The sequence below is a fragment of the Bradyrhizobium ingae genome (assembly GCF_055791185.1).
In genome coordinates this window covers 48774-70858 of record NZ_JBVUBB010000020.1, presented here as the reverse complement: position 1 = coordinate 70858, position 22085 = coordinate 48774, and the positions used below count along the sequence as shown (strand labels likewise).

General features: G+C 64.7%; 19 protein-coding genes and 1 tRNA gene. 12 read left to right on the top strand and 8 right to left on the bottom strand.

What is annotated here, in order from left to right; all coding sequences use genetic code 11:
* Window positions 1–14: 14 nt before the first annotated feature.
* Together ACV1FX_RS25645 and ACV1FX_RS25640 are read left to right on the top strand one after the other, a co-directional pair.
* Window positions 15–776 carry a GntR family transcriptional regulator gene (locus tag ACV1FX_RS25645; RefSeq protein WP_473120354.1) on the top strand — a complete coding sequence of 254 codons (762 nt, stop codon included), beginning with the start codon at window positions 15–17 and terminating at the stop codon, window positions 774–776.
* A gap of 24 nt (window positions 777–800) precedes the next feature.
* On the top strand, window positions 801–2165 hold the full coding sequence (locus tag ACV1FX_RS25640; protein WP_473120353.1) for an MFS transporter: 1365 nt from the start codon (window positions 801–803) through the stop codon (window positions 2163–2165).
* 22 nt (window positions 2166–2187) lie between these two features.
* Here the strand turns inward: ACV1FX_RS25640 and ACV1FX_RS25635 are convergent, their stop codons facing one another.
* From ACV1FX_RS25635 to ACV1FX_RS25620, 4 genes are all read right to left on the bottom strand, one after another.
* Window positions 2188–3441: an arsenic transporter gene (locus ACV1FX_RS25635; RefSeq protein ID WP_473120409.1), complete on the bottom strand. Its 1254-nt coding sequence runs from the start codon at window positions 3439–3441 to the stop codon at window positions 2188–2190.
* A gap of 25 nt (window positions 3442–3466) precedes the next feature.
* On the bottom strand, window positions 3467–4741 hold the full coding sequence (locus ACV1FX_RS25630) for an MFS transporter (RefSeq protein WP_473120352.1): 1275 nt from the start codon (window positions 4739–4741) through the stop codon (window positions 3467–3469).
* An 87-nt stretch (window positions 4742–4828) separates the two neighbouring features.
* The gene (locus ACV1FX_RS25625) at window positions 4829–5269 is read right to left on the bottom strand and encodes an EamA family transporter (protein WP_473120351.1); all 441 of its coding nucleotides are present in this window, start codon (window positions 5267–5269) and stop codon (window positions 4829–4831) included.
* Window positions 5270–5522: 253 nt separating this feature from the next.
* A complete protein-coding gene (locus ACV1FX_RS25620) occupies window positions 5523–7970 on the bottom strand; it encodes a PAS domain S-box protein (RefSeq protein WP_473120350.1) in 2448 nt (815 codons plus the stop codon).
* Window positions 7971–8208: 238 nt separating this feature from the next.
* Between ACV1FX_RS25620 and ACV1FX_RS25615 the strand changes: the two genes are divergently transcribed.
* The 4 genes from ACV1FX_RS25615 to ACV1FX_RS25600 all read left to right on the top strand — a co-directional run bounded on the left by ACV1FX_RS25615 (window position 8209) and on the right by ACV1FX_RS25600 (window position 12825).
* Complete coding sequence (locus ACV1FX_RS25615; protein ID WP_473120349.1) at window positions 8209–9291, top strand: zinc-binding metallopeptidase family protein; 1083 nt, start codon at window positions 8209–8211, stop codon at window positions 9289–9291.
* Between the two features lie 190 nt (window positions 9292–9481).
* Complete coding sequence (locus tag ACV1FX_RS25610; RefSeq protein WP_473120348.1) at window positions 9482–11497, top strand: acetyl-CoA carboxylase biotin carboxylase subunit; 2016 nt, start codon at window positions 9482–9484, stop codon at window positions 11495–11497.
* Between the two features lie 165 nt (window positions 11498–11662).
* Entirely contained in the window at window positions 11663–12529 is an 867-nt protein-coding gene (locus tag ACV1FX_RS25605) for an isocitrate lyase/PEP mutase family protein (RefSeq protein WP_473120347.1), read from the top strand.
* Window positions 12526–12825 (top strand): acylphosphatase, encoded by a 300-nt coding sequence (locus ACV1FX_RS25600; RefSeq protein ID WP_473120346.1) that lies wholly within the window; start codon window positions 12526–12528, stop codon window positions 12823–12825. Before ACV1FX_RS25605 ends, ACV1FX_RS25600 begins: the two co-directional genes overlap by 4 nt.
* Window positions 12826–12827: 2 nt before the next feature.
* Here the strand turns inward: ACV1FX_RS25600 and ACV1FX_RS25595 are convergent, their stop codons facing one another.
* Window positions 12828–14345, bottom strand: coding sequence for an ATP-binding protein (locus ACV1FX_RS25595; RefSeq protein WP_473120345.1), 1518 nt, complete (start codon window positions 14343–14345; stop codon window positions 12828–12830).
* 148 nt (window positions 14346–14493) lie between these two features.
* Here ACV1FX_RS25595 and ACV1FX_RS25590 point away from each other — a divergent pair, with 148 nt between their 5' ends.
* From ACV1FX_RS25590 to ACV1FX_RS25580, 3 genes are read left to right on the top strand one after another with little or no spacing between them, the layout of a single operon-like run.
* Window positions 14494–15051, top strand: a complete 558-nt coding sequence (locus tag ACV1FX_RS25590; protein WP_473120344.1) for a GbsR/MarR family transcriptional regulator — start codon at window positions 14494–14496, stop codon at window positions 15049–15051.
* 17 nt (window positions 15052–15068) lie between these two features.
* Window positions 15069–15734, top strand: coding sequence for a DUF4166 domain-containing protein (locus ACV1FX_RS25585; RefSeq protein ID WP_473120343.1), 666 nt, complete (start codon window positions 15069–15071; stop codon window positions 15732–15734).
* Window positions 15731–17167 carry a TIGR01777 family oxidoreductase gene (locus ACV1FX_RS25580; RefSeq protein WP_473120342.1) on the top strand — a complete coding sequence of 479 codons (1437 nt, stop codon included), beginning with the start codon at window positions 15731–15733 and terminating at the stop codon, window positions 17165–17167. Before ACV1FX_RS25585 ends, ACV1FX_RS25580 begins: the two co-directional genes overlap by 4 nt.
* Before the next feature lie 3 nt (window positions 17168–17170).
* Here ACV1FX_RS25580 and ACV1FX_RS25575 read toward each other — a convergent pair whose 3' ends face one another.
* Window positions 17171–18022, bottom strand: a complete 852-nt coding sequence (locus tag ACV1FX_RS25575) for a LysR family transcriptional regulator (RefSeq protein ID WP_473120341.1) — start codon at window positions 18020–18022, stop codon at window positions 17171–17173.
* A gap of 114 nt (window positions 18023–18136) precedes the next feature.
* Here ACV1FX_RS25575 and ACV1FX_RS25570 point away from each other — a divergent pair, with 114 nt between their 5' ends.
* Window positions 18137–18565: a tautomerase family protein gene (locus tag ACV1FX_RS25570; RefSeq protein WP_473120340.1), complete on the top strand. Its 429-nt coding sequence runs from the start codon at window positions 18137–18139 to the stop codon at window positions 18563–18565.
* Here the strand turns inward: ACV1FX_RS25570 and lipB are convergent.
* Entirely contained in the window at window positions 18562–19299 is a 738-nt protein-coding gene (gene lipB / locus ACV1FX_RS25565; protein WP_473120339.1) for a lipoyl(octanoyl) transferase LipB, read from the bottom strand. The genes ACV1FX_RS25570 and lipB overlap by 4 nt on opposite strands.
* Window positions 19300–19366: 67 nt before the next feature.
* Between lipB and ACV1FX_RS25560 the strand changes: the two genes are divergently transcribed.
* Together ACV1FX_RS25560 and ACV1FX_RS25555 are read left to right on the top strand one after the other, a co-directional pair.
* A complete protein-coding gene (locus ACV1FX_RS25560) occupies window positions 19367–19609 on the top strand; it encodes a FliM/FliN family flagellar motor switch protein (protein WP_166819394.1) in 243 nt (80 codons plus the stop codon).
* A 137-nt stretch (window positions 19610–19746) separates the two neighbouring features.
* Window positions 19747–19831: transfer RNA gene (locus tag ACV1FX_RS25555), tRNA-Leu, on the top strand.
* 141 nt (window positions 19832–19972) lie between these two features.
* Here ACV1FX_RS25555 and ACV1FX_RS25550 read toward each other — a convergent pair.
* Complete coding sequence (locus tag ACV1FX_RS25550; RefSeq protein WP_473120338.1) at window positions 19973–21793, bottom strand: reverse transcriptase family protein; 1821 nt, start codon at window positions 21791–21793, stop codon at window positions 19973–19975.
* Between the last annotated feature and the right edge of the window lie 292 nt (window positions 21794–22085).

Genomic DNA, 22085 nt, shown 5'->3' with positions numbered 1-22085 from the left:
GATGGGAGGACAACATGGTGCGGCGCAAGCGCGCGCTCGAACTGGTCAATCCAGAGAGACAAGGCGCAATCGGCCGGCGCAATCGCGTCAATTTCGTCGAACTGGCCTATCAGAAGATCGAGGATCTGCTCGTCAATTGCGAGCTGCGGCCGGGACAGTTCCTGACCATGCTCGAATTGCAGCACATCACGGGCTTTGGCCGCACACCGGTGCACCACGCCGTCAACACGCTTGCCGCCGACACATTCATCATCATCCGCCCCCGTCATGGCCTTCAGGTCGCACCGATCGATCTGGCACGCGAGCGCATGCTGCTGGGGCTGCGCCGCGACATGGAACGCTTCGTGATCCGCCTTGCGGCCGATCGCGCCAGCCTCTCTCATCGCAATCAAGCCCTTCATATCGAGCGCGCGCTGCGCGAGCGTCGGGACAGGCTGTCGCTCGACGACTTCAACAGCCTCGATCGCCGCATCGACGCACTGATCCTGGAGGCCGCGGGCGAACCGTTCCTGGCGCACACGATGCGACCGCTGCACACGCTTTACCGTCGCATCGGCTTCATCCATCACCGCCACATGCCGGGGCAGGCCGACATGACCGGCACCATCGATCGCCATCTCGATATCTTGAGCGCCATTGCCAATCGCCGCGTTGAAGCGGCGGTGGAAGCAAGCGACGCGCTGATCGACTTCATGGACGCGATGTTCGTTGGGATGGAGGCGGGGATCGATCCGCGGCTGCTCGATTGCAGCATCGAGCCGCTGCTCGGCACATAAGAAAATCTCAGGGAGAACAAGAACATGTCAACAATGGCCATGCCACAACCGACTGCGAGCGAGGCCGCGGTCCGCTACCTCATCACCAACTATAGTCCCAAGGGCAACAAGGTCGGCTGGCTGATGATGGCCTCGATCCTGGTCGAGGCCTGGGATCTCTATTCGATCGCCTTCGTGCTGATCTTCATCCGTGAGCAATACAATCCCGATCCCTTGATGCTCGGTCTCGCCGCGGCCGGCACGCAAGGCGGCGCCCTGATCGGCGCGTTGCTCGGCGGCTGGCTCTCCGACAAGATCGGCCGTCGTGTGATGTTCCTGGTCACGATGGTGATGTTCATCATATTGGCGCTGGCTCAGGCCTTCGTGCCCAGCGTCGGCTGGCTCGTCGTGATCCGCTTCCTGCTCGGTGTTCCCCTCGGCTCGGACATCTCGACCGGCTACACTTACATCATGGAATCCATGGCCAAGGGCGAGCGCGAGGTCATGGGCAACCGCTGGCAGTTCATGTTCGCGGTGGGCGAAGTCCTCACCATCGGCGTCATCGTCATCTTCCTCCTGATCGACATGCAGCACGAGACGCTGTGGCGCGTGACGCTCGGGCTCGGTGCGGTGCCCGCGCTGATCATCCTGATCATGCGCCACGACGTGCCGGAGACGGCGGTGTGGCTGGTGCAGAAGGGACGCTACCGCGAAGCCAAGCAGGTCGCCCGCGAGATGTTCAATGACGATCTCGCGATACTGCCGGACCAGGACGTGGAGGTGCCGAAGGTCAGCACCCGCGCGTTCCTCGCCGATCTCAGGAAGGATCCGATCCGCTGGCGCGCCACGATCTACGGCTGGATCGCCTGCTTCGCGCAAGGCAGCGAGTTCTCGACCTTCGCGTTCTACCTGCCTGTCCTGTTCGTGATGGTCGGCGTGTCCAGCGTCCTCGGCAACAATCTGGTGACGATGGCGCTATTCTGCTTCGCCGGGCTCTCGGGCTGGGTCGGACCGCTGCTGACGCCGAAACTCGGCCATCGCGGCATTGCAATCGCGGGTTTTTCGATCGTGCTGGTGTCGCTGCTGGTCGCGGCCTTCGCGCTCTATACCGACAACAAGATCCTGCTGCCCTTTGCGGCGGCCGGCATGCTGTGGGGGCACTACTGGGACGCCTCGAACTGCATGACCATCCCGACCATGGTCGCCAGGCCGAAGTATCGCGGCACTGCGAGCGGCTTCGCCTACATGTTCGTGAAGCTGCCGTCGTTCCTGGCGATCTTCCTGTTCCCGGCGCTGTTCTCGGCGATCGGGCAGGCGAACGCCACGCTGTTCGTCGCGATCTTCCCGCTGATCGGATTGCTTGCCGCGATCTTCATCCTGCCGGAGGTCTATGGCTACGAGAACGACTGACGGACCACGCCAAGTGCCGTGCTCACCTGATCGCGGCCGCAAGTGCCGCGATCAGGGCCGGCGGCGTCACGAGCAGGCCCAGTTTGAGGAACGGCCAGGCGCCGACCTCGATCTTCTCGCGACGCAGAGCCACCAGCCACAGGATGGTGGCGAGCGAGCCGGTGATCGAGAAATTCGGCCCCAGGTCAACGCCGATCAGGATGGCGCTGACGACCGATGTGGGCAGGTGGTCGCTGGCCACGATCGATCCGGCGACGAGCCCCACCGGCAGATTGTTGGCGATGTTGTCGGCAGTTGCAGTCGCAATCCCGACGCTCCAGGCGGCCTTGGGCACGGACTGCGCGACAGCCTCGTGCAGCAGCGCGCTGAGATGGCCGATCACACCGGTCTTGATCAGCGCCTCCACCATCACGAAGAGGCCGCCGACGAGCGGCAGTACGCTCCATGACACGTGCTTGAGCACCGGTACGGGCGACTGACGGCTGAGCAGCAGGACGAGGCCGGTCGTGACGGCGCCGCAGATGAAGGTCGGCAGACCCAGTTGCTTGTCGAGCGCCGACGCGGTGATCAGCACGAGGCCGATTGCGACAATGCCGATGGCGGTCAGCTTGCCGCCAGGGCTGAGCCTCTTGTGCGCGACCTTGTGCTCGAGGGTGTCCTCCTTCAGTGCGCGATGCTGGGTGAGGCGGAGAACGACGTAGGTGAGCACGATCGAGGCGAGTGAGGGCAGCGCGAACAGGCGGAGCCATTCGGCCAGATGCGGCATGTGCGCGCCGAACACGACGAGGTTGGCGGGGTTCGAAATCGGCAGCACGAAGCTCGCGGCGTTGGCAATGAAGGCGCAGACGAAGAGATAGGGCAGCGGCTGCGCGCCGGCGGCACGGGTCGCCGCGTAGACCGCCGGCGTCAGCACGATCGCGGTGGCATCGTTCGACAGGAACACGGTGACCAGCGTGCCGACGAGATAGATCAGCAGAAACAGGCGCCGCGGCGAGCCGCGGGCATATTCGACGGCGAGCGCCGCGAGATAGTCGAACAGGCCTTCGAGTCGGGCGAGCTCGGCGATCAGCATCATGCCGATCAGGAACAGATAGACGTCGATGCCCTTTTCGACGCCGGTCAGCGCGTCATGCCAGCTCAGGAAGCCGAACAGCACCAGCGCGACGGCGCCTGCCGCGGCCCAGATTGCCTCGGGCAGGCGAAAGGGGCGGATGATGACGCCTGCGGTCGCAAGCACGATGATGCTCCAGGCCCAATAGGCAGCATGCGGCGCGATCGGCAATGTGGTCCTCTCTCGATGGTTATTGTGCAGCGATAGCCGAAGCCGGCCGTGCTGTCTTCCCCTGCGGTTGTGACTGTGGACACCGCGTCTCGGGGAAGGCGACGATGCAGACGACGGCACCGACTGCGGCGATGGCGCCGAGGGTGAGAAAAGCCGCGCTATAGCCCGCACCGACCACGACCAGGCCGGCCAAGGTCGTCGACAGGGCCGCGCCGATGCTTTGCGCGGTGATGATCGCGCCCTGCGCGACGTTGAAGCGGCCAGTGTTGCGCATGATATCTGCGACGATGACAGGGAAAATCGCGCCAAAGATGCCTGCGCCGACACCGTCGAGCAGTTGCACGCCGACTAGCCAGAACGGGTTGTCAGAAAGGGTATAGAGCGCGCCCCGAATGGGCAGGATCAGCAGTGCGCCAAGGAAGAAAGGCTTATGACCCCAGCGGTCGGCCCGCGCGCCGACCAGCATCGCGAACGGCACCATCACGATCTGCGCGGCCACGATGCAGGCCGACATCAGACTGGTGCCGAGATGTTTGTCCCCGAGGGCAAGCTTCTGGCCGACCAGCGGCAGCATCGCCGCATTGGAGAGGTGGAACAGCACGACGCAGATCGCGAAGACGAGCAGGGGCCGGCTGGTGAGCAGGACGCTGAAGCCCGAGGGCTGATCGCGGGCTTCTTTTGCCTCGCTATTGTGCAGGCCGCGGGCGAGATCGTGGTCGATGGCGCGTTCCGGGATGCAGAGAATGCTGACGAGGCTTGCGAGCGCCATGGCGGCGATGAGATAGAACACGACGCTCGGTCCGAACCAGTAGGCCGCGATGCCGGCGATAGCGGCGGCGACAGCATTGCCGGCGTGATTGAAGGTCTCGTTGCGCCCGATCCGCGCCGTGAAGGCGCGGTGGCCGAAGATGCCGAGCGAGACAGCCGCGATCGCGGGCGGAAACACGACCGCCGATGTGTGTGCCAGCCCTTGTGAGACCGCGACTGGCAAGAAGCCTGGCCACACCGGAAGCAAGAGCGAGCATGCCGTCACCACAATCGCGGCAACGACCATCACCAGCCGTTTGGCCCTGGTCGCATCGACCAGCGCGCCGGCAGGCGTCTGCGCGACAATGCCGGCAATCGTCGCGATCGACATCACGATGCCGATACGCGCCTCATCCCATTGCTGCTCGGTGAGGAGATAGACCGCGAGATACGGCCCAAGCCCGTCGCGGACGTCGGCAAGAAAGAAGTTCGCCGCATCCAGCGCGCGGCCGGCTTGAACCTGTTGGTCGGGACTGCGCTTCGACATAGGTCTCTCGATCGAGGCGCAGAATTCGCCCTGCGAGAAACCGATGTCGGAGCAGATTGGTTCGGTCACATCAGCGCGAGCGCATTGTTACAATTTGATCGCCAGCAGCACCGCTCCGGCGCCGATCATGGCGATGCCAAGCCAGCCCTGCGTGGTCGGACGCTCACCGAGAAAGGCGAAGGCGAACAGCGCCACCAGCACCACGCTGAGCTTGTCGATCGGCGCGACCAGCGTCGCCGGCCCAAGTTTCAGCGCGCGGAAATAGCATAGCCAGGATGCACCGGTGGCAAGGCCCGACAGGATCAGGAACAGCCAGGTCTTCGATGAGATTGCCGATGGCACCGCGAACTGCCCGGTGAGGAACAGCAGCAGGGAGAAAGCCAGCAGCACCACGATGGTGCGGATGAAGGTTGCAAGATCCGGGTTGATGTTCTCGACGCCGACCTTGGCAAAGATCGCGGTCAGCGCGGCGAAGCAGGCGGAGAGCAACGCCCAAATCTGCCAGGCGGAGAGGAGGGTGGATTTCATGGGGGACCTGACTGAACTTATCGGAAGTTAGGGACGGAATCGACGCGCCAACTGCTCCGTCGTCGTCTCGGACAAGCGAAGCGCAGATCGGGGACCCATACCGCGGAATCCATCTTGAGGTACACTGGTCGTCGTTCTTCGCCAAACACAACCCTGTGGTTATCGCGACGAGCGCGAGCGCTCGCGCGGGGATCCCGGATCTGCGCTCCGCTTCGCTGCGCTTGTCCGGGATGACGACTGTGTGTGACGGCCTCTACCTTGCCACCGGCAGCTTTTCCGCCATCGCCTTGCGCAGGATGCGTGACAGCGACTCGACCGAATACGGCTTCTGGATCAGCTCGAAACCGCGGTGGGCGCTTTCGGCGAGCACGTTGCTGTAGCCGGAGGTCAGCACCACCGGCAAACCCGGATAGCGCTCGCGGATCACGCCGGCGAGCTCGACGCCGTTCATGCCGGGCATGATAACGTCGGAGAACACGAGATCGACGGCGAATTCGTTCTCGCCGAGGATGGCCAGCGCCGCGTTGGCGTTGGCGGCACGGCGCACGACATAGCCGAGGTCTTCGAGCAGTTCGGTGGAGAAGCGGCCGACGTCGTCATTGTCTTCCACCACGAGCACGCGATAACCGCGTCCCGTGGCGGCGGGCTCGCTCATCAACGATGCTGCCTCCGTGGACAGGGTCGGGCTCGGCGCCTGGGGCAGGTAGATCGTGAAGGTTGCGCCACGTCCGACGCTGCTCTCGACAGCGATATCGCCTTCGGACTGCTTTGCGAAGCCGAAGGCCTGGCTGAGGCCGAGCCCGGTGCCTTTGCCGACCTCCTTGGTGGTAAAGAACGGCTCGAAGATCGCCTCGAGATTTTCCGGCGCGATCCCCGAGCCGTTGTCGTGGACCGAGATGGCGACGAAGTCGCCGCCTCGCGCGGATTGTGTGCGCAACGCCGGGATGCCCTTGAGCTTGCGGACCGCGATGGTCAGAAGCCCCCCGTCCTTCATCGCATCGCGTGCGTTGACGGCGAGGTTGATCAGCGCGGTCTCGAACTGCGCGATGTCGGCGATGGTGAAGCAGTCGGGATCGTGCACCTCGACCACGATCTCGATCCGGCCGCCGACCAGTGGCCGCACCAACTGCGCCACGCTTTCCACCTGCGTGCCGACGTTGAAGACCTGCGGTTTCAAGGGCTGGCGCCGCGCAAAGGCAAGCAGCTGTGCCGTCAGGTTCGAGGCGCGTTCGACCGTCTCGGAGATGGCATCGACGTAACGCCGTCGACGTTCTTCCGGCAGCTCGCGCCGGCGCAGGAAGTCCGTGGCCGAGCGGATGATGGTGAGGAGGTTGTTGAAATCATGCGCGACACCGCCCGTGAGCTGGCCGATGGCCTCCATCTTCTGCGACTGGCGCAACGCCTCCTCGCCGCGGCGGCGCTCGGTGATGTCGACGGCTTCGGGCACGGCGCCGGAGATCTTGCCGTACTGGTCGAGCAAGGGACGGATGCTGAAATCGAACCAGCGTTCGCCGATGGGAAGGCGGAGCAGCATCTCTATTCGCACCGCTTCGCCGGTCAAAACCGTATCGAAGGCATTGCGGACCATCGTCGACATGCCTTCTGTCGCGGTGAACCACGGTGTGTCCCAGAACGACTTTCCGATGACGTCGCGTGGTGCGGCCCGGATGCCGGCGAGCGCCGTCGCGTTGGCGTAAAGCACGTCGCCTTTGAGGTTGAGCAGGCCCTGGTACTGGTTGCTGGTTTCCAGGATCGCACGCAGCCGAGCCTCGTTGGCTTCGAGCTGCGCGGTGCGCTCGATGATGCGCTCCTCCAGCGTTTCGTTGAGCTGCCGGAGCTCGATCTCGGCCTGCTTGGCGGCGGTGATGTCGTGGGCGACGCCGATAAAGCCGATATGCTTGCCGTTGGGGTCCCAGCGCGGCTGCGATTCCGAGCGCAGCCAGCGCCACTGGCCGTCGGCACGCTTGTAGCGTGCTTCCAGCACGAAGGGCTTTAGCGAGGCTTCGCCCTGCACGGATTGCTGGAGGACCTGGGGGAGGTCGTCCGGGTGCAGCACCTTGCGCCAGTCGAAATCGATCGCCTCCTCGAAGGGGAGGCCGAGGAAATCGACATAGGCCTGGTTGGCGAAGGAGCGCTTGCGGTCGAGCTTGGTGACCCAGATCGGTACCGGCGCGCTGTCGGCGATCAGGCGGAAGCGCTCCTCGCTCTCCCGCAGCGTCGCCTGCGCCAGCATCTGGTCGGTGACGTCGAGGTCTGCGCCGAGCAGCCGCACCGCGCGGCCGCCCGCATCGCGCTCGATCTTGCCGACGACACGGATCCAGCGCACCTCGCCGTCGCTGGGGCGATTGATACGGTAGGTGTCGGAATAATCTTCGCTCTCGCTCTTGAGAATGGCGAAGAGATGCTGGACCCTCCGCTCGCGGTCCTCAAAATGGATGCGACCGGCCCAGTCTTCGTAGGTCTCGCTGGCCGCCTCCGGCGGTAAGCCGTGGATCAGGAGATATTCGGGGGTACGGCGGTTCCTGACGCCGTCACGGAAATCGATCTCAAGGCCGCCGACACCAGCGATGCGCTGGATGCGCGCAAGTTCAGCCTCGCGCTCCTGCAACGCGCGATAAGCGTTGTCGCGCTCGCGGGCGATCTCCTCCAGATGCTGGCGCAGCCTTTCGGCGGCGATGGTCTCGGGCAAAGGATCGTTCAAGGGTCGGCCGCTGTGATGCACGTGCCTGCGCAATATTCACACAGACCGGGCGCGATGGCTACCCATTGCAATGGCCTGAAGGGCGAGAATGGTGTCGGAGAAGTGTGGACGACAGATCAACGTCGCGCCCGAGGAATTTGTTCCGCCCGCAGGAACGATTAACGTCGCGAAGCGTCGTCGCCGGGCCCAAGATGGGTTCGAGATAGGCTCAAGAAATGCCTGCGAGGGGATATAAACCTTGAAGTTGTTTGTCTGCCAGGCCTGCAGCAACGTTCTCTATTTCGAGAACCGCGCCTGCGAACGCTGCGGCCACCGGGTTGCCTTCCTCCCTGAGAAGGAGATGCTTTCCGCGATCGAGCCCGAGGGGACGGCCTGGACGACGCTGGCCGACAAGGGCAAGGGCCGCATGTTGTGCGCCAATGCCGAATTCGACGCCTGCAACTGGCTGACCGAGCCCGGCAGCAGCGATCTCTACTGCCGCGCCTGCCGGCACAACGGCACGGTGCCCGACCTTTCCGATCCGGCACAGCTTGCCGGCTGGCGCGAGCTGGAGGTGGCCAAGCACCGGCTGTTCTATTCGATTTTGCGGTGGAAGCTGCCGCTGACGACGCGGGCAGAGGATCCCGCGCATGGGCTGATCTTCAACTTCCTTGCCGATGATCCCTTCAGCGGTCAGCGGATCGTGACCGGCCACGACAACGGCCTGATCACGATCGCGCTTACCGAAGCCGACGACATCGAACGTGAGCGGCGCAGGCTCGAGATGGGCGAGCCATACCGGACGCTGCTCGGGCATTTCCGCCACGAGGTCGGACATTATTTCTGGGACGTGCTGGTGCGGGACGGTGGCAAGCTCGACGAATTCCGCGCGGTGTTCGGTGACGAACAGGTCGACTATGGACAGGCGCTCCAGCGCCACTATGCGGAGGGGCCGCCGGCAGACTGGCAGCAGAACTATGTCTCGGCCTATGCGACCATGCATCCCTGGGAGGACTTCGCCGAGACCTGGGCGCACTACCTCCACATCGTCGACACCCTGGAGATGGCCTCCGAATTCGGCATGGAGGTGCGCCCCAGGGTCGACCCCGACGGCGAACTGACGGCGCGGATCCGCTTCAATCCCTACGTGGCGGCCGATGTCGAGAAGCTCGTCACGGCATGGCTGCCCTTCACCTTTGCCATCAATAGCGTCAACCGGGCGATGGGCGCCCGCGACCTCTATCCCTTCATCCTGTCACCGGCGGTAATCGGGAAGCTCGGCTTTGTCCACGAACTGGTGCGCAGCGCGGTGAGGTCCGGCAAATCGATAGAGGATCGATAAGCCCGGCTTTCAGGAGGCGATAAGGCCGGCGGGGGATTGCCTGGCAGTGTCTGGTACGCCAGAGCGGGCTGCGGATTTAGGCCGTTGCCTCCGGCCCATTTTGCTGTACCACGGACACATCACGGCTCGTCCCATCAGCCCGAACGGTTGAGGGAGGGGTCCCGCCCAGGGTCGAAGAACCAAGAAAAGCATGTTCAAGCGCATTCTGATCGCCAATCGCGGCGAAATCGCCTGCCGGGTCATCAAGACTGCCCGCCGGATGGGAATTGAGACGGTTGCCGTCTATTCCGAGGCCGACCGCGATGCCCTGCATGTCGAGATGGCCGATGAGGCGGTCCTGATCGGGCCACCGGCCGCGGCCGAGAGCTACCTCGTGATCGAGAAGATCGTCGAGGCCTGCCGCAAGACGGGCGCCGAGGCCGTGCATCCCGGTTACGGCTTCCTGTCCGAGCGCGAGGCGTTTCCGCGCGCGCTGGAAGCGGCCGGCATCGTCTTCATCGGCCCGAACCCGGGCGCGATCGCTGCGATGGGCGATAAGATCGAATCCAAGAAGGCCGCCGCCAAGGCCAAGGTCTCGACCGTGCCCGGCCATCTCGGCGTCATCGAAGACGACAAGCACGCGGTGCGCATCGCCGACGAGATCGGCTATCCCGTGATGATCAAGGCCTCCGCGGGCGGCGGCGGCAAGGGCATGCGCATCGCGCATTCCAAGAGCGAGGTCGCCGAAGGCTTCAATCTGGCCAAAGCCGAAGCCAAGGCCTCGTTCGGCGACGACCGCGTCTTCGTCGAGAAGTTCATCGTCGATCCCCGCCACATCGAGATCCAGGTGCTTGGCGACAAGCATGGCAACGTGATCTATCTCGGCGAGCGCGAATGCTCGATCCAGCGCCGCAACCAGAAGGTCATCGAGGAGGCGCCGTCGCCGCTGCTCGACGAGACCACGCGCCGCAAGATGGGCGAGCAGGCGGTCGCGCTGGCGAAGGCCGTCAATTACGATTCCGCCGGCACTGTCGAATTCGTCGCCGGACAAGACAAGAGCTTCTACTTCCTGGAGATGAACACCCGCCTCCAGGTCGAGCATCCCGTCACCGAGCTTGTCACCGGTATCGACCTCGTCGAGCAGATGATCCGAGTTGCCGCCGGCGAGAAGCTCGCCATCTCGCAGAAGGACGTGACGCTGACGGGCTGGGCGGTGGAATCGCGCCTTTACGCCGAAGACCCGTTCCGCAACTTCCTGCCGTCGATCGGGCGCCTCGTGAAGTACCGCCCGCCGGCGGAGCTGAGCAAGGACGGCATCACCGTGCGCAACGACACCGGCGTGCAGGAGGGCGGCGAGATCTCGATCCACTACGATCCGATGATCGCCAAGCTCGTCACTCATGCGCCGTCGCGCGCTGCGGCCATCGAGGCCCAGGCGACCGCGCTCGATGCATTCTATGTCGACGGCATCCGTCACAACATTCCGTTCCTCTCCGCGCTGATGAACCATCCGCGCTGGCGCGAGGGACGGCTCTCGACCGGCTTTATCGCCGAGGAGTTTCCGAAGGGCTTTTCGGCGCGCGTGCCCGAGGGCGAGGTCGCGCGACGGATCGCCGCTGTCGGTGCCGCCATCGATCACGTGTTGGGAGAGCGCAAGCGACAGATTTCCGGCCAGCTCGGCGGCCGCATCGTGCAGCGCGAGCGTCGCCGCGCCGTGTGGCTCGACCGCGAGGAGATCGCGCTCGAGATCGCACGCGAAGGCGAGGCGATCGCGGTGCGCTTCCTCGATGCCGACGGCAAGACCGGCAACGCACATCTCCTGGAATCGCCCTGGAAGCCTGGCGATCCGGTCTGGCAGGGCACGATCGACGGCCACTTCATCGCCGTGCAGACGAGGCCGATCCCGAACGGCATGCGGCTCGCCCATCAGGGCGTCGAGGTGCCGGTCTACGTTTGGACCGAAACGGAAGCCGCCTCTGCACGCCTCATGCCGGTGACCGCGGCCTCCGACACCGGCAAGAAGCTGCTGTGCCCGATGCCCGGCCTCGTGGTTTCGATCGCGGTGACGGAGGGGCAGGAGATCAAGGCCGGCGAGACGCTTGCTGTCGTCGAAGCCATGAAGATGCAGAACGTGCTGCGCGCGGAGCGCGATGGCACGGTGAAGAAGATTCACGCCAGCGCCGGTGCCACGCTGGCGGTAGACGCGTTGATCCTCGAGTTTGCGTAAGGTTGTAAGTTGGGTCTCCGCAGGACCCGCAGACACCCGTCATTGCGACGAGCGAAGCGACGAAGCAATCCAGACTGCCTTTTGCGGAGAGATTCTGGATTGCTTCGCTGCGCTCGCAATGACTGAGAATGTTGAGGCTGCGTCGCAACAGTTGAGACAAGCACCATGGCCTTCCGGCAACGCCGCGAAAAACTGCGATCGATTCTTTCCGGGCATGGCTGCATCCGTCCCGGCTCGGTCTATGATGCGATCTCGATCCGGATCGCCGAGGATATCGGCTTCGAAATGGGTATGTTCGGCGGCTCGGTGGCCTCGCTCGCCGTGCTCGGCGATCCCGACATCGCGCTGATCACGCTCACGGAGCTTGCCGAGCAGATGCGGCGGATGTCGCGTGCCGCCGCATTGCCGGTGCTGGTCGATGCCGATCATGGCTATGGCAACGCGCTCAACGTCCGTCGTACGGTGCAGGAGCTGGAGGCCACGGGCTGCGCCGGCCTCACCATCGAGGACACGCTGCTGCCGCAGGCCTTTGGCGCAGCGAAGACGGAGCTCATCTCGCTGGAGGAAGGCGTCGGCAAGATGAAAGCGGCGCTCGATGGCCGCAGCGATCCTTCGCTGGTGATCATGGGGCGTACCGGCGCTGCCGGGGTCACCTCGCTCGAGGACACCATCAGGCGCGCGCAGGCCTATGAGGCCACCGGCGTCGACGCCTTGTTTTTCACCGGTATCAAGGCGCGCGCCGATCTCGAGGCGATCGCAGCGGCCACGCGGTTGCCGATCGTGCTGGGCGGGGCGCCGGACGAGTTGAACGCGCTCGACTATCTCGCCGCCCAGCGTGTGCGTATCGCGCTGCAAGGCCACGCACCGATCGCCGCGGCAACGCAGGCCGTCTACGACACGCTGAAGGCGCTGCGCGAAGGGATGCCGCCAAAAGACCTCAGAGGTCTCGCATCGTCGGAGCTGAACGGCCGGATCATGCGCGAGGCCGACGTGAAGGCACGCAGTGCCGATTTCCTCGGGTTGAAGCGATGAGCCGGGCCATCCTCCAGGTCATGATCAGCGGCCGCGTCCAGGGTGTCGGCTATCGCGCGTGGGTCGAATATCAGGCGAGCGCCAGCGGACTGGAAGGCTGGGTGCGCAATCGCCGCGACGGCAGCGTGGAGGCGCTGTTTGCGGGGCCGCCGACCCGCGTCGCCGAAATGGTCGCCTTGTGCCGGCATGGTCCGCCGTCTTCGCGTGTCGACAACGTCACCAGCGAAACCGCGAGCGAGGGCGATTTGAACCTCCGGCGGGCAGGAGAGGCGTTCTCGGTCTTGCCGACGGTGTAGTTTCACCGCGGCAGCTTGGCGATGGCGTCGCTGAGCTCGTGGATCTCGTAAGGCTTGCGCAGGATCGGAAAATCGCCGCGCACGTCGGCTGCGGCGTCGCTGTAGCCGGTCGCGAGCAAGATCGGCAGGCCGGGACGGATCTGGCGCAGGCGATGGGCGAGGGTGAGGCCGTCCATCTTGCCGGGCATGACGATGTCGGAGAATACGAAGTCGACGCCGTCATGCTCGATCTCGCGCAATGCCTCCTCGGCGTCCGCCACACGGCGCACCTGATAGCCAAGCTGCTCCAGGAGCCCGATGCTGACCTGCGCGACGTCCGGATTGTCCTCGACCAGCAGCACGGTACCGCTACCGCGCGAGGGGGCGGCGGCCGTTTCGCGCTGTGGTTCGCTCGCCTCGCGCGGCAGGAGAATGGTGAATGTCGTGCCCTTGCCGAGCTCGCTATCCACCTTGACGGTGCCGCCGGCCTGATGGGCAAAGCCGTGCACCTGGGACAGGCCGAGCCCGGTGCCCTTGCCGACCGGCTTGGTCGTGAAGAACGGCTCGAAGATCTTATCAAGTACGTCGGAGGGGATGCCGAGCCCGGTGTCGGCAACGCTGATGGCCACGAACTCGCCGGAGTGAAGCTGTTCGGATACCACCACGTTGCGGGCACCGATCGTCACGGTGCCGCCGTCGGGCATCGCGTCGCGCGCGTTGATCATGAGGTTGAGCAGCGCCGTCTCAAGCTCGGACGCGTCGGCCCTGATCGGCCAGACATCGCGGTCGATGTCGAAAGCGAGCCGCACAGGGCTGCCGACGCCGGCATAGAGGACCTCGCGGATCGCCGTGATCCGCTCGCCGAAATGGATCGCTTGGGGATTGACGCTCTGACGCCGGGCAAAAGTCAGGAGCTGGGCCGTTAGCGCGGCGCCGCGCTTCGTTGCCGTATCGATCGCGGAGATTGCGCGCTCCAGCTTGGCGTCCTGCTCGGAGCTCCGCTTGAGAACATGAAGGCTGCCGCTGATGATCATCAACAGGTTGTTGAAGTCGTGCGCGACGCCGCCAGTGAGCTGGCCGAGCGCATCGAACTTCTGGGACTCGGCGAGCTGCTTCTGCATCGTCTCGAGCTTGATCGCGGCGTTACGGCGTTCGGTGATGTCACGGGTGATCTTGGCAAAGCCGACGAAATCGCCGTCCTCGTAGATCGGATCGATCACGACGCTCGCCCAGAAAAAGGTGCCGTCCTTGCGGACGCGCCACCCTTCCTCCTCGTAACGGCCCTGTTCCCGCGCGATCTTGAGCGCGCGCGCGGGCTTCCCATTGGCGCGATCGATTTCGGTATAGAATCGCGAGAAATGCTGGCCGACGATCTCCTCGGGCGCGTAACCCTTGATGCGTTGACCGCCGACGTTCCAGCTGGTGATGACGCCGGTGGGATCGAGCATATAGAGGGCGTAGTCCGCAACTCCCTCAACCAACAGCCTGAAACTGCGCTCGCTATCGAACAAGTCTCTCTGTTGCCTGAACTTTTGCGCCATTCTGGACCCCGCCTCGACGGGGACAAACGTCCCGGCACGATCTTTGTTCCGCGGCCCTGAACTCTTTTTAGGCAAATGCCGGGAACAGTATGCAAGGCAGCGCCGGAAAGCCCTTGACAGACGACCTCGACAATCAGATATTTCTGTCATGACAGAAATAACCGGTAAGAAGAAATTGCCCGCCGCCGTCGAGCGCTTCATCCTCCACTGGGGCGACATGGGGGACGGGTGGGGCGTCAACCGCTCGGTCAGTCAGATCCATGGGCTGCTTTATCTCGCGGAAGCGCCGATGACGGCTGAGGATATCGCCGAGACCCTCGGCATGGCGCGGTCAAACGTCTCCAATTCGATCAAGGAGCTTCTGGCCTGGAATTTGATCCGGCGCGTGCCGATCCTCGGTGATCGCCGCGATCATTTCGAGGCGGAGACCGACATCTGGGAAGTGGCGGCGCGGATCGCTGCACGGCGCAAGGAGCGGGAGATCGATCCTGCGGTCGCGGCCCTGCGGGCCTGTGTCTCCGATGCCACCGACGATCCGACGATCAGCCCGGTCGCAGCCAAGCGGCTGAAGGAGATGCTCGCCTTCACCGAGCTCGCCGACCACTGGTTCATGCAGATGCTGAAGGTGCCGCGGCCGAGGCTGATCGCGCTGATGAAGCTTGGCGAGAAGATCGCCAATCTGCTGCCGCTGGGTAAGGCCAAATAGCGTAGAAGAGGATTGCGATGACGTCGGCAAGATTACCAGGCTCTCACGCATTCTCTCCCGCTCACACCAAATTCCTCGATGATCATCGCTTCCGCGCGCTGTTGTCGGATGAGGATTGGGGGCGACTGCCGCTTGCGACCTGGCGGCGGTTTTCCAAGCGCGTGGGCGACGGCGACAGTGTCGTCTATGTCGGCGTCATCGACGAGGTCAGCTTCAGCGATGTCGGCTGGTGGTTTGCGCAGGCAGCGCGCCTGATCGGCGGGCCGTTACCGACCGGTCGCGACATCGGCGTGCCCATGATCGTTACGGTCACGGAGGACGCGAGGAGCGGCGGCCAGACCTGGACGCGCATCTGCGCGCGCCGGAACGGCTTTCCGCAGGTCATCCACTCCGCCAAGCGCTTTGAGGGGCCGACCGGCATCGAGGAATATGTCGGCTTCGGCGTCTCGATGGCGCTGCGCATCGCGGTCGTGGACGAGGTGCTTGAGTTTCGCAGTGCCGGCTACGGGCTGCAGATCGGACGGTTCTGGCTGCCGCTGCCGAAATGGCTGACGCCCGGCGATCTCACGGTGACGCACCGCGATCTCGGTGAAGGCGCCTTCAGATTTACTCTCGACGTCATCCATCCGCGTTACGGCGCGCTGATCCACCAGTCCGCCGTGTTCAGGGAGGCTGTGTCATGACACCGCTGTTGTGGACCCTCATCGCCATCCAGATCGTGATGGGGGTATTCGACACCTTCTATCACCACGAGTTCACCGAGCGCCTGGCCTGGCGGCCGTCGCAGCGTTTCGAGCTGACACTCCATGCCGTGCGCAACATGCTCTATGCGCTCCTGTTCCTCGTGCTCGGCTGGCTCGAGGTGCACGGGCTCCTGGCCGTTGTCATCGTTGTGGTGCTGGTCGCCGAGATCGTCATCACGCTGATGGATTTCGTCGAGGAGGATCTGAGCCGCAAGCTGCCGCCGAGCGAGCGCATCAATCACACACTGCTGGCGATCAACTACGGAGCCATCCTGGTCCTGCTGCTGCCGGTCCTGATCGGCTGGGCCATGCAGCCGCTCGGCGTGAGGATCGCTTATCATGGCCTGCTGAGCATTGCCGCGACCGCCTGCGCGATCGGCGCAGCACTGTGCGGCCTGCGCGATTTTGCCGTGACGCGGCGGCTCGAGCGCATGACCGGTGCACCCGCGCGCGACCTCGTCGACAAGCTTGCCGGCTGCCAGACCGTGCTGATCACCGGCGCCACCGGATTCATTGGCAGCCGGCTCGCGGCAAGCCTGGTCGCGGCGGGGCATCAGGTCGTCGCGCTGATCCGCGATCCGGCGAAGGCTCAGATGTTGCCGCCGCCGGTGACGCTGGTCACGAGCCTCGATCAGATTTCGTCGGATATGTGCCTTGACGCCATCGTCAATCTTGCGGGCGAGCCGATCGGCAACGGGCTATGGACAGAGGAGAAGCGCACAAAAATTCTCAGGTCGCGGATCGACATGACCGGCGAGGTCGTCAAGCTGATCGCGCGGCTGGCGCGCAAGCCGGCCGTACTGGTCAGTGGCTCCGCGATCGGCTGGTATGGGCTGTGGGCCGACCAGGTGCTGACGGAATCGGCGAAGTCGCACGCCTGCTTCAGCCATGAGCTGTGCGATGCCTGGGAGAAGGCGGCGCGGCCGGCGGAGGAGTATGGCGTTCGCGTGGTCTACCTGCGCACCGGCCTCGTGCTCGGCACCGAGGGCGGCTTCATCACGCGCATGCTGACGCCGTTCGAGTTCGGCCTCGGCGGTCCGCTCGGCACGGGCCGGCAATGGATGTCCTGGATCGAGCGCGACGATCTCATCCGCCTGATCGCCTATGTGATCGCGACACCTGATCTCGCCGGCCCCATCAACGCCACCGCGCCGATCCCCGTCACCAACGCAAAGTTCACCGACGAGCTTGCCCGCTGCCTGCATCGCCCCGCGGTGTTTCGTATTCCTGCAAGCCTGCTCCGCCGGATCGGCGGCGGTTTTGCCGACGAGCTCCTGCTCGGCGGCCAGCGCGTGCTGCCGAACAAGGCGCTGAGCCGCGGTTTCGTCTTCAGGCACGAAACCCTTCGCAGTGCGTTCGAGGCGATCTTGTGATGCTCACGCGCCGGCGCTGCGAAACGTCGCTGCGACCGTGCGCAGTGCGGCGAGCTTGGCGGGATCGCTGACCTTCGAATGGAGCATCACCTTCGATTTGCCAAGTTTTGGCAGCTTGTGCGCCGGGCCGATATCGACCAATCCAGGCGGAGCGATCCGCCGCGCCAGCGGCGCCACGGCAAGGCCTGCGAGCGCGGCCGCGACCACGGCGGTCACGCCGCCGCCGACAAAACGCTCGCGCCAGGCGAGGCCGGCCTTGTCGATTGCGCGCACGGCGATGGCGCGCACGCCGCAGGGCGGGGCGAGTGTCGCGAGCGGCAGCGCTTCACCCTTTGGCAGGGTGAAGCGCCGTGCTGCGAACCAGCCGAACTCGTCCTCGGCGAGCTTTTCGCCGCCGCGCCGGCTGCCTTCCTGGCGCACGATCACCGCATCGAGCTCGCCTTGGCCATAGGCCTCCAGCATCTCGCGCGAGAAGCCGATGGTGACGGCGAGGGTGAGGTTCGAGGACATCGCATGCAACCGTTCCAGCAGAGGCACCAGCTCGGGGCCCGCGGCGTGGTCGGAGATGCCGAGCGACAACAATTGTACGGTCTGCGCCTCGCCCGAGAGTGCGCGGTCATGGGCGTCCATCAGCGCCTGTGCCCGCGGCAGGAACGTCACGCCTTCGGCGGTCAGCTTCACCGCGCGCGGCGAGCGTTCGACGAGGCGTTTTCGGAGCAGCGTTTCGAGCCGCTGAAGCTTGAGGCTCACAGCCGCCTGCGTCGTCCCGAGCACCTCGGCCGCCCGCGTAAAACTCTGGAGGTCGGCGACCAGCAGGAAGGCTTGAACCGTGGCGATGTCGAGCATCGTTGTCATTATGAAGCATTATCATTGAAATCAATATAGATAAGATACCAAAATGATGAGGCCGGGTCTAGTTTTCCATGGACGCTGGCGCCGAGCTGCGCCGAAGCTTTAAGGAGAACCACCATGCCCCTGATCACCGTGTCCTACACTTCGTCCCGCGGGTCGCCGTCGCTCAAGGCCGACATCGCAAGCGCCGTATCCGAACTCACCGCAAAAATCCTGCACAAGGATCCCAGGGTCACCGCCATCATCGTGAAATCGGTCGATGCGGGTGATTGGTTCGCCGGCGGCAGGTCTCTCGCCGAGCAGAAGCTCGCGAGCTACTGGATCGATATCCACGTCTCCGAGGGCACCAATACCAAGGACGAGAAGGCCGCCTATCTCGCCGCGATGTTCAAGCGCATGGGCGAGATTTTGGGCCCGCTGCATCGCGAGACCTATCTGCATGTCGACGAGGTCAAAGCCGACGCCTACGGCTTCGGCGGCCTCACCCAGGAGCGGCGTTACATCGCGGGCAAGCTCGAAGTCGAGCCGGAGCGCGCGGCTGCTTAAGCCGCGGCCTCCGGCAGCAGCGCGCGCGTCGGCCCGAACAGGTCCTCAAAGGCCCGCCGCAGCGCGATATCGACGTCGGCCATCGTGACGAGGTGGCCGAGGTCGACCAGCGAGGTGACGCCATAGCGGGGATCGGCGACGCCGCAGGGTACGATCCCCGAGAAATGCGACAGGTCCGGCTCGACATTGATGGCGATGCCGTGAAACGACACCCAGCGCTTCAGTCGTACGCCGATCGCGGCGATCTTGTCCTCATGGCCCGGCCCCTTGTCTGGCCGTTTCACCCAGACGCCGACCCGGTCCTCACGCCGCTCGCCGCGGATGTTGAATGCGTCGAGTGTGCGCAGGATCAGTTCCTCCAGGCTCGCGACATAGGCCCGCACATCCGGCCGGCGGCGCTTGAGGTCGAGCATCACATAGGCCACCCGCTGGCCGGGCCCGTGATAGGTCAGCTGCCCGCCGCGCCCCGCGGCGAAGGTGGGAAAGCGCGGATCGAGCAGGTCGGAGGCCTTGGCGGAGGTGCCGGAGGTGTAAAGCGCAGGATGCTCCAGGAGCCAGACCAACTCCGGCGCATCGCCCGCGGCAATCGCGGCCACGCGCGCCTCCATGGCCGCGACGGCCTCGGGATATGGCACCGGGGCCTCCGAGATCTGCCACTCCACAGGCTGGCCCGAGGAGGCAGAAAACGGCCTCAAATCGAGGTCTTGGCGGTCGTTTTCGGGCTTATTAACCATTGGCTAACCATAACGTGGTGATCATCGCAGGTGCAAATGCAGTGTCTCAAGTTGCGGCGGTGCTGACGTGCCCACTCTCGATAAAGTAACCGTGGATCTCATGGTCGTCCTCGGGACGACCACCATGCCAGTCCATCAAGTATTACGTCTTTCCCGCGGCGCCATCATCGAACTTGACGCAACCGAGGCCGACGAGGTCAAGGTTTTGGCCAATAATCTTCCCGTTGCCAGCGGCGTTGTGCTGGTCGACCGCAACCGGATCGCGGTCGAGGTCAAGCAGATGCTGCCGCGCTCGCCCGGGACCCGGTAACGGCACGGGCAGGGACCAAATTTTCCTCAGAAGCTTGTGGAATTTGCGGCCTCAGCAGGCTTGTAGCCCTCTGATGGATTTGTTAGATCGGGCGCCGGTTGATCCGGCCGGCGCGAGCCCAAAGCCGGTTTCTTAAAGCGCTCGTGGCGGAACTGGTAGACGCGCTGCCTTGAGGTGGCAGTTCTTAACCGAGTGGGGGTTCGAGTCCCTCCGAGCGCACCACAAACCCCCATTTGGTGGTGAAATCCCCAAGGCTTTTTCGCGATGTCCGCAGGCCTGGACACGGGCAACTTCAGTTGCGCCCCATGGCGCTTTTCTTGGGTTCGTTGAAGTCTGCCGCCGCCGATGAGGCTGGGCGGTGATTCACCGCTTCCACCATCTGCTGAAGTAAATGATCAGGATCGCGGCGGCGATCGTGGGGCCACCGGGGACGAAAGCGAGCGCCAGCGCCACCAGGATCACCAGTGCCGTGACGAACCATGGGGGCCTCTTCTTGGGTGCCGTTGCCGGTCCGACCGAGGGAGCCGTCCGAGGGCCGGCCGCGCGCGTTGCGCCCGCCGGTGGCGGGGGGACATTGGGCGGGCGCGAGGGGCTGGGCGCCGCCATGCGCGCTTGTGCAGCCTGCTTCTTTTCTTCCTGCCGCGCCAGTGCAACCAACACCGGATCCAACGGTGGCGGCGGCCGCTCCGCTGGATTCCATTGCCGGCCGGGCGGCGTCTGGCCGGCGGCCGCGGCCTTACGGAATGCGGCGCGAGTCGGGCGCTGCGGGGAACGGGCGTGCGCGTACCGTGCGGCGAGGCGCTGGGCCCGCTGCAACAGGGGCGCGCCACTCTCCGGATCGACCATCATGGCGAAATGGCCAAAGCCGAGCAGCGACCGGATCACATCCTTGCCCGGGCCGAAATGCTTGTCCGCCGGCCCGTGGCGCTCGACCTGCTGCAGCACGGCGCGGTAACGGCGCAGCAGGTCGCGCGGCACGGCTACGGCCTCATTGACGGTGAGGCCGGTGACCTCCTGACGCGTCGACTTGCGCATCACGCGCGTCTTGTCCGGATGGACCTTGAACCCTTCGGCCTCGACGATGGCCTGCACGGCCTTGAGCAAGGTGCCGATCTTTTTCACCGCTTCGCCCGAGCCGGAGAAGGTCAGATCGTCGGCGTAGCGGCTGTAGTTGAAGCCGAGCGTGCGTGCGAGCCCCATGAGACGTCGGTCGAGCCTGCGACAGATCAGGTTGGTGATGGCCGGGCTCGTCGGCGCGCCCTGTGGCAGCAGCCGCGGGCCGTCTGCGATGAAGTGCCGCTCGCCATCGAGCGTCACCTCGTCGACCATCGGCTCTGTGCACAACAGAGCGAGCGCAATCGCGACCGCTTCAGCATAGCCCAGCGCCTCGAACAGACCCTTGACGCGCGCGTAGGTCAGGGTCGGGAAGAAATCCTTGAGATCGAGATTGATCACCACGTCGCGGCCGACATGGTTGCGCGCATTGGTCAGGATGGAACGCTGCGGCGCAAAGCCGTGCGCGGCATCATGTAGTGGCAACCGCGCGAGAATGTTGTCCAGCACCCAGTACTGCGCGCGCTTGAGGCGCGGCATCGGCGCCGAGATCAACCGCTCGCCGCCACTCTTCTTGGGGATCGTGAAGCGCTGATAGTGATTGACCGACGCCACCCTTCTGTTGAAGGCGAGGAAGCGCAACTCGCCCAGTGTTATGCCCATCGCGTCAGCCAGTGCTTTGGCATCGGCGAGCGGAGGCAAGCCGTCGTGCAAGGGCGTGGTGGTCGTGCGGGTGTGGAGGCCGCGCGAGACGTCCTCGCCGAGGTAAAGCACGTCGCGCTTGCGCCGTTCGTACCAGGCAAAAGCCCGCTCTTGTCGCGCCTCGGCGTTGCGACGCTTCGTCTCCTGCCGCCGCGCCATCGCCTCGGCCTTGCGGCGCTTGTGCATTTCCTTGAGCGCTCGCGCGGGATCGCCGAGTGTGGCGTTCTGACGCTGCAGCTCGCTGAGCTCGCGCATCGCCTCCGCGCGACTGCGGATCGTGTCTGCGGCTGGCGCAGGCGCGTCTTCGCCGTCGGGCCAGAAACCGAGGCGGATCATCTCCTCGAGGATGACCTCGTCCTTCGACGATTGGCGGATGCGGTCGTAGAGTTCCTGGCGCGTCAGCGTGCCGGGAGAAACGGTCTCGGTCACGCGGGCAGACCTCCGGTCAGGAGCGCAGTGGCGGCCTCGTGGAGGGAGATCGGAAAGGGCGCAGGCCGGATTGCCTTCGTCTCATCAAAGAACTGGATCGATCCACTCGACGCCGGGGCGTCCACCCATACGCAATTGGGTTCAAAGAACCCATTCTGCGGTTGCGTATGGGTGGACTGCCCCGGCCCAGTGAAGATCGGGCCAGTGACGCATGCATGGTCATGGTGCAAGGACGGCGATACGCCGCCCGGGTTGCAAGGTCGTGACCAGCCTGCGCCCTTCCGAACGCAGT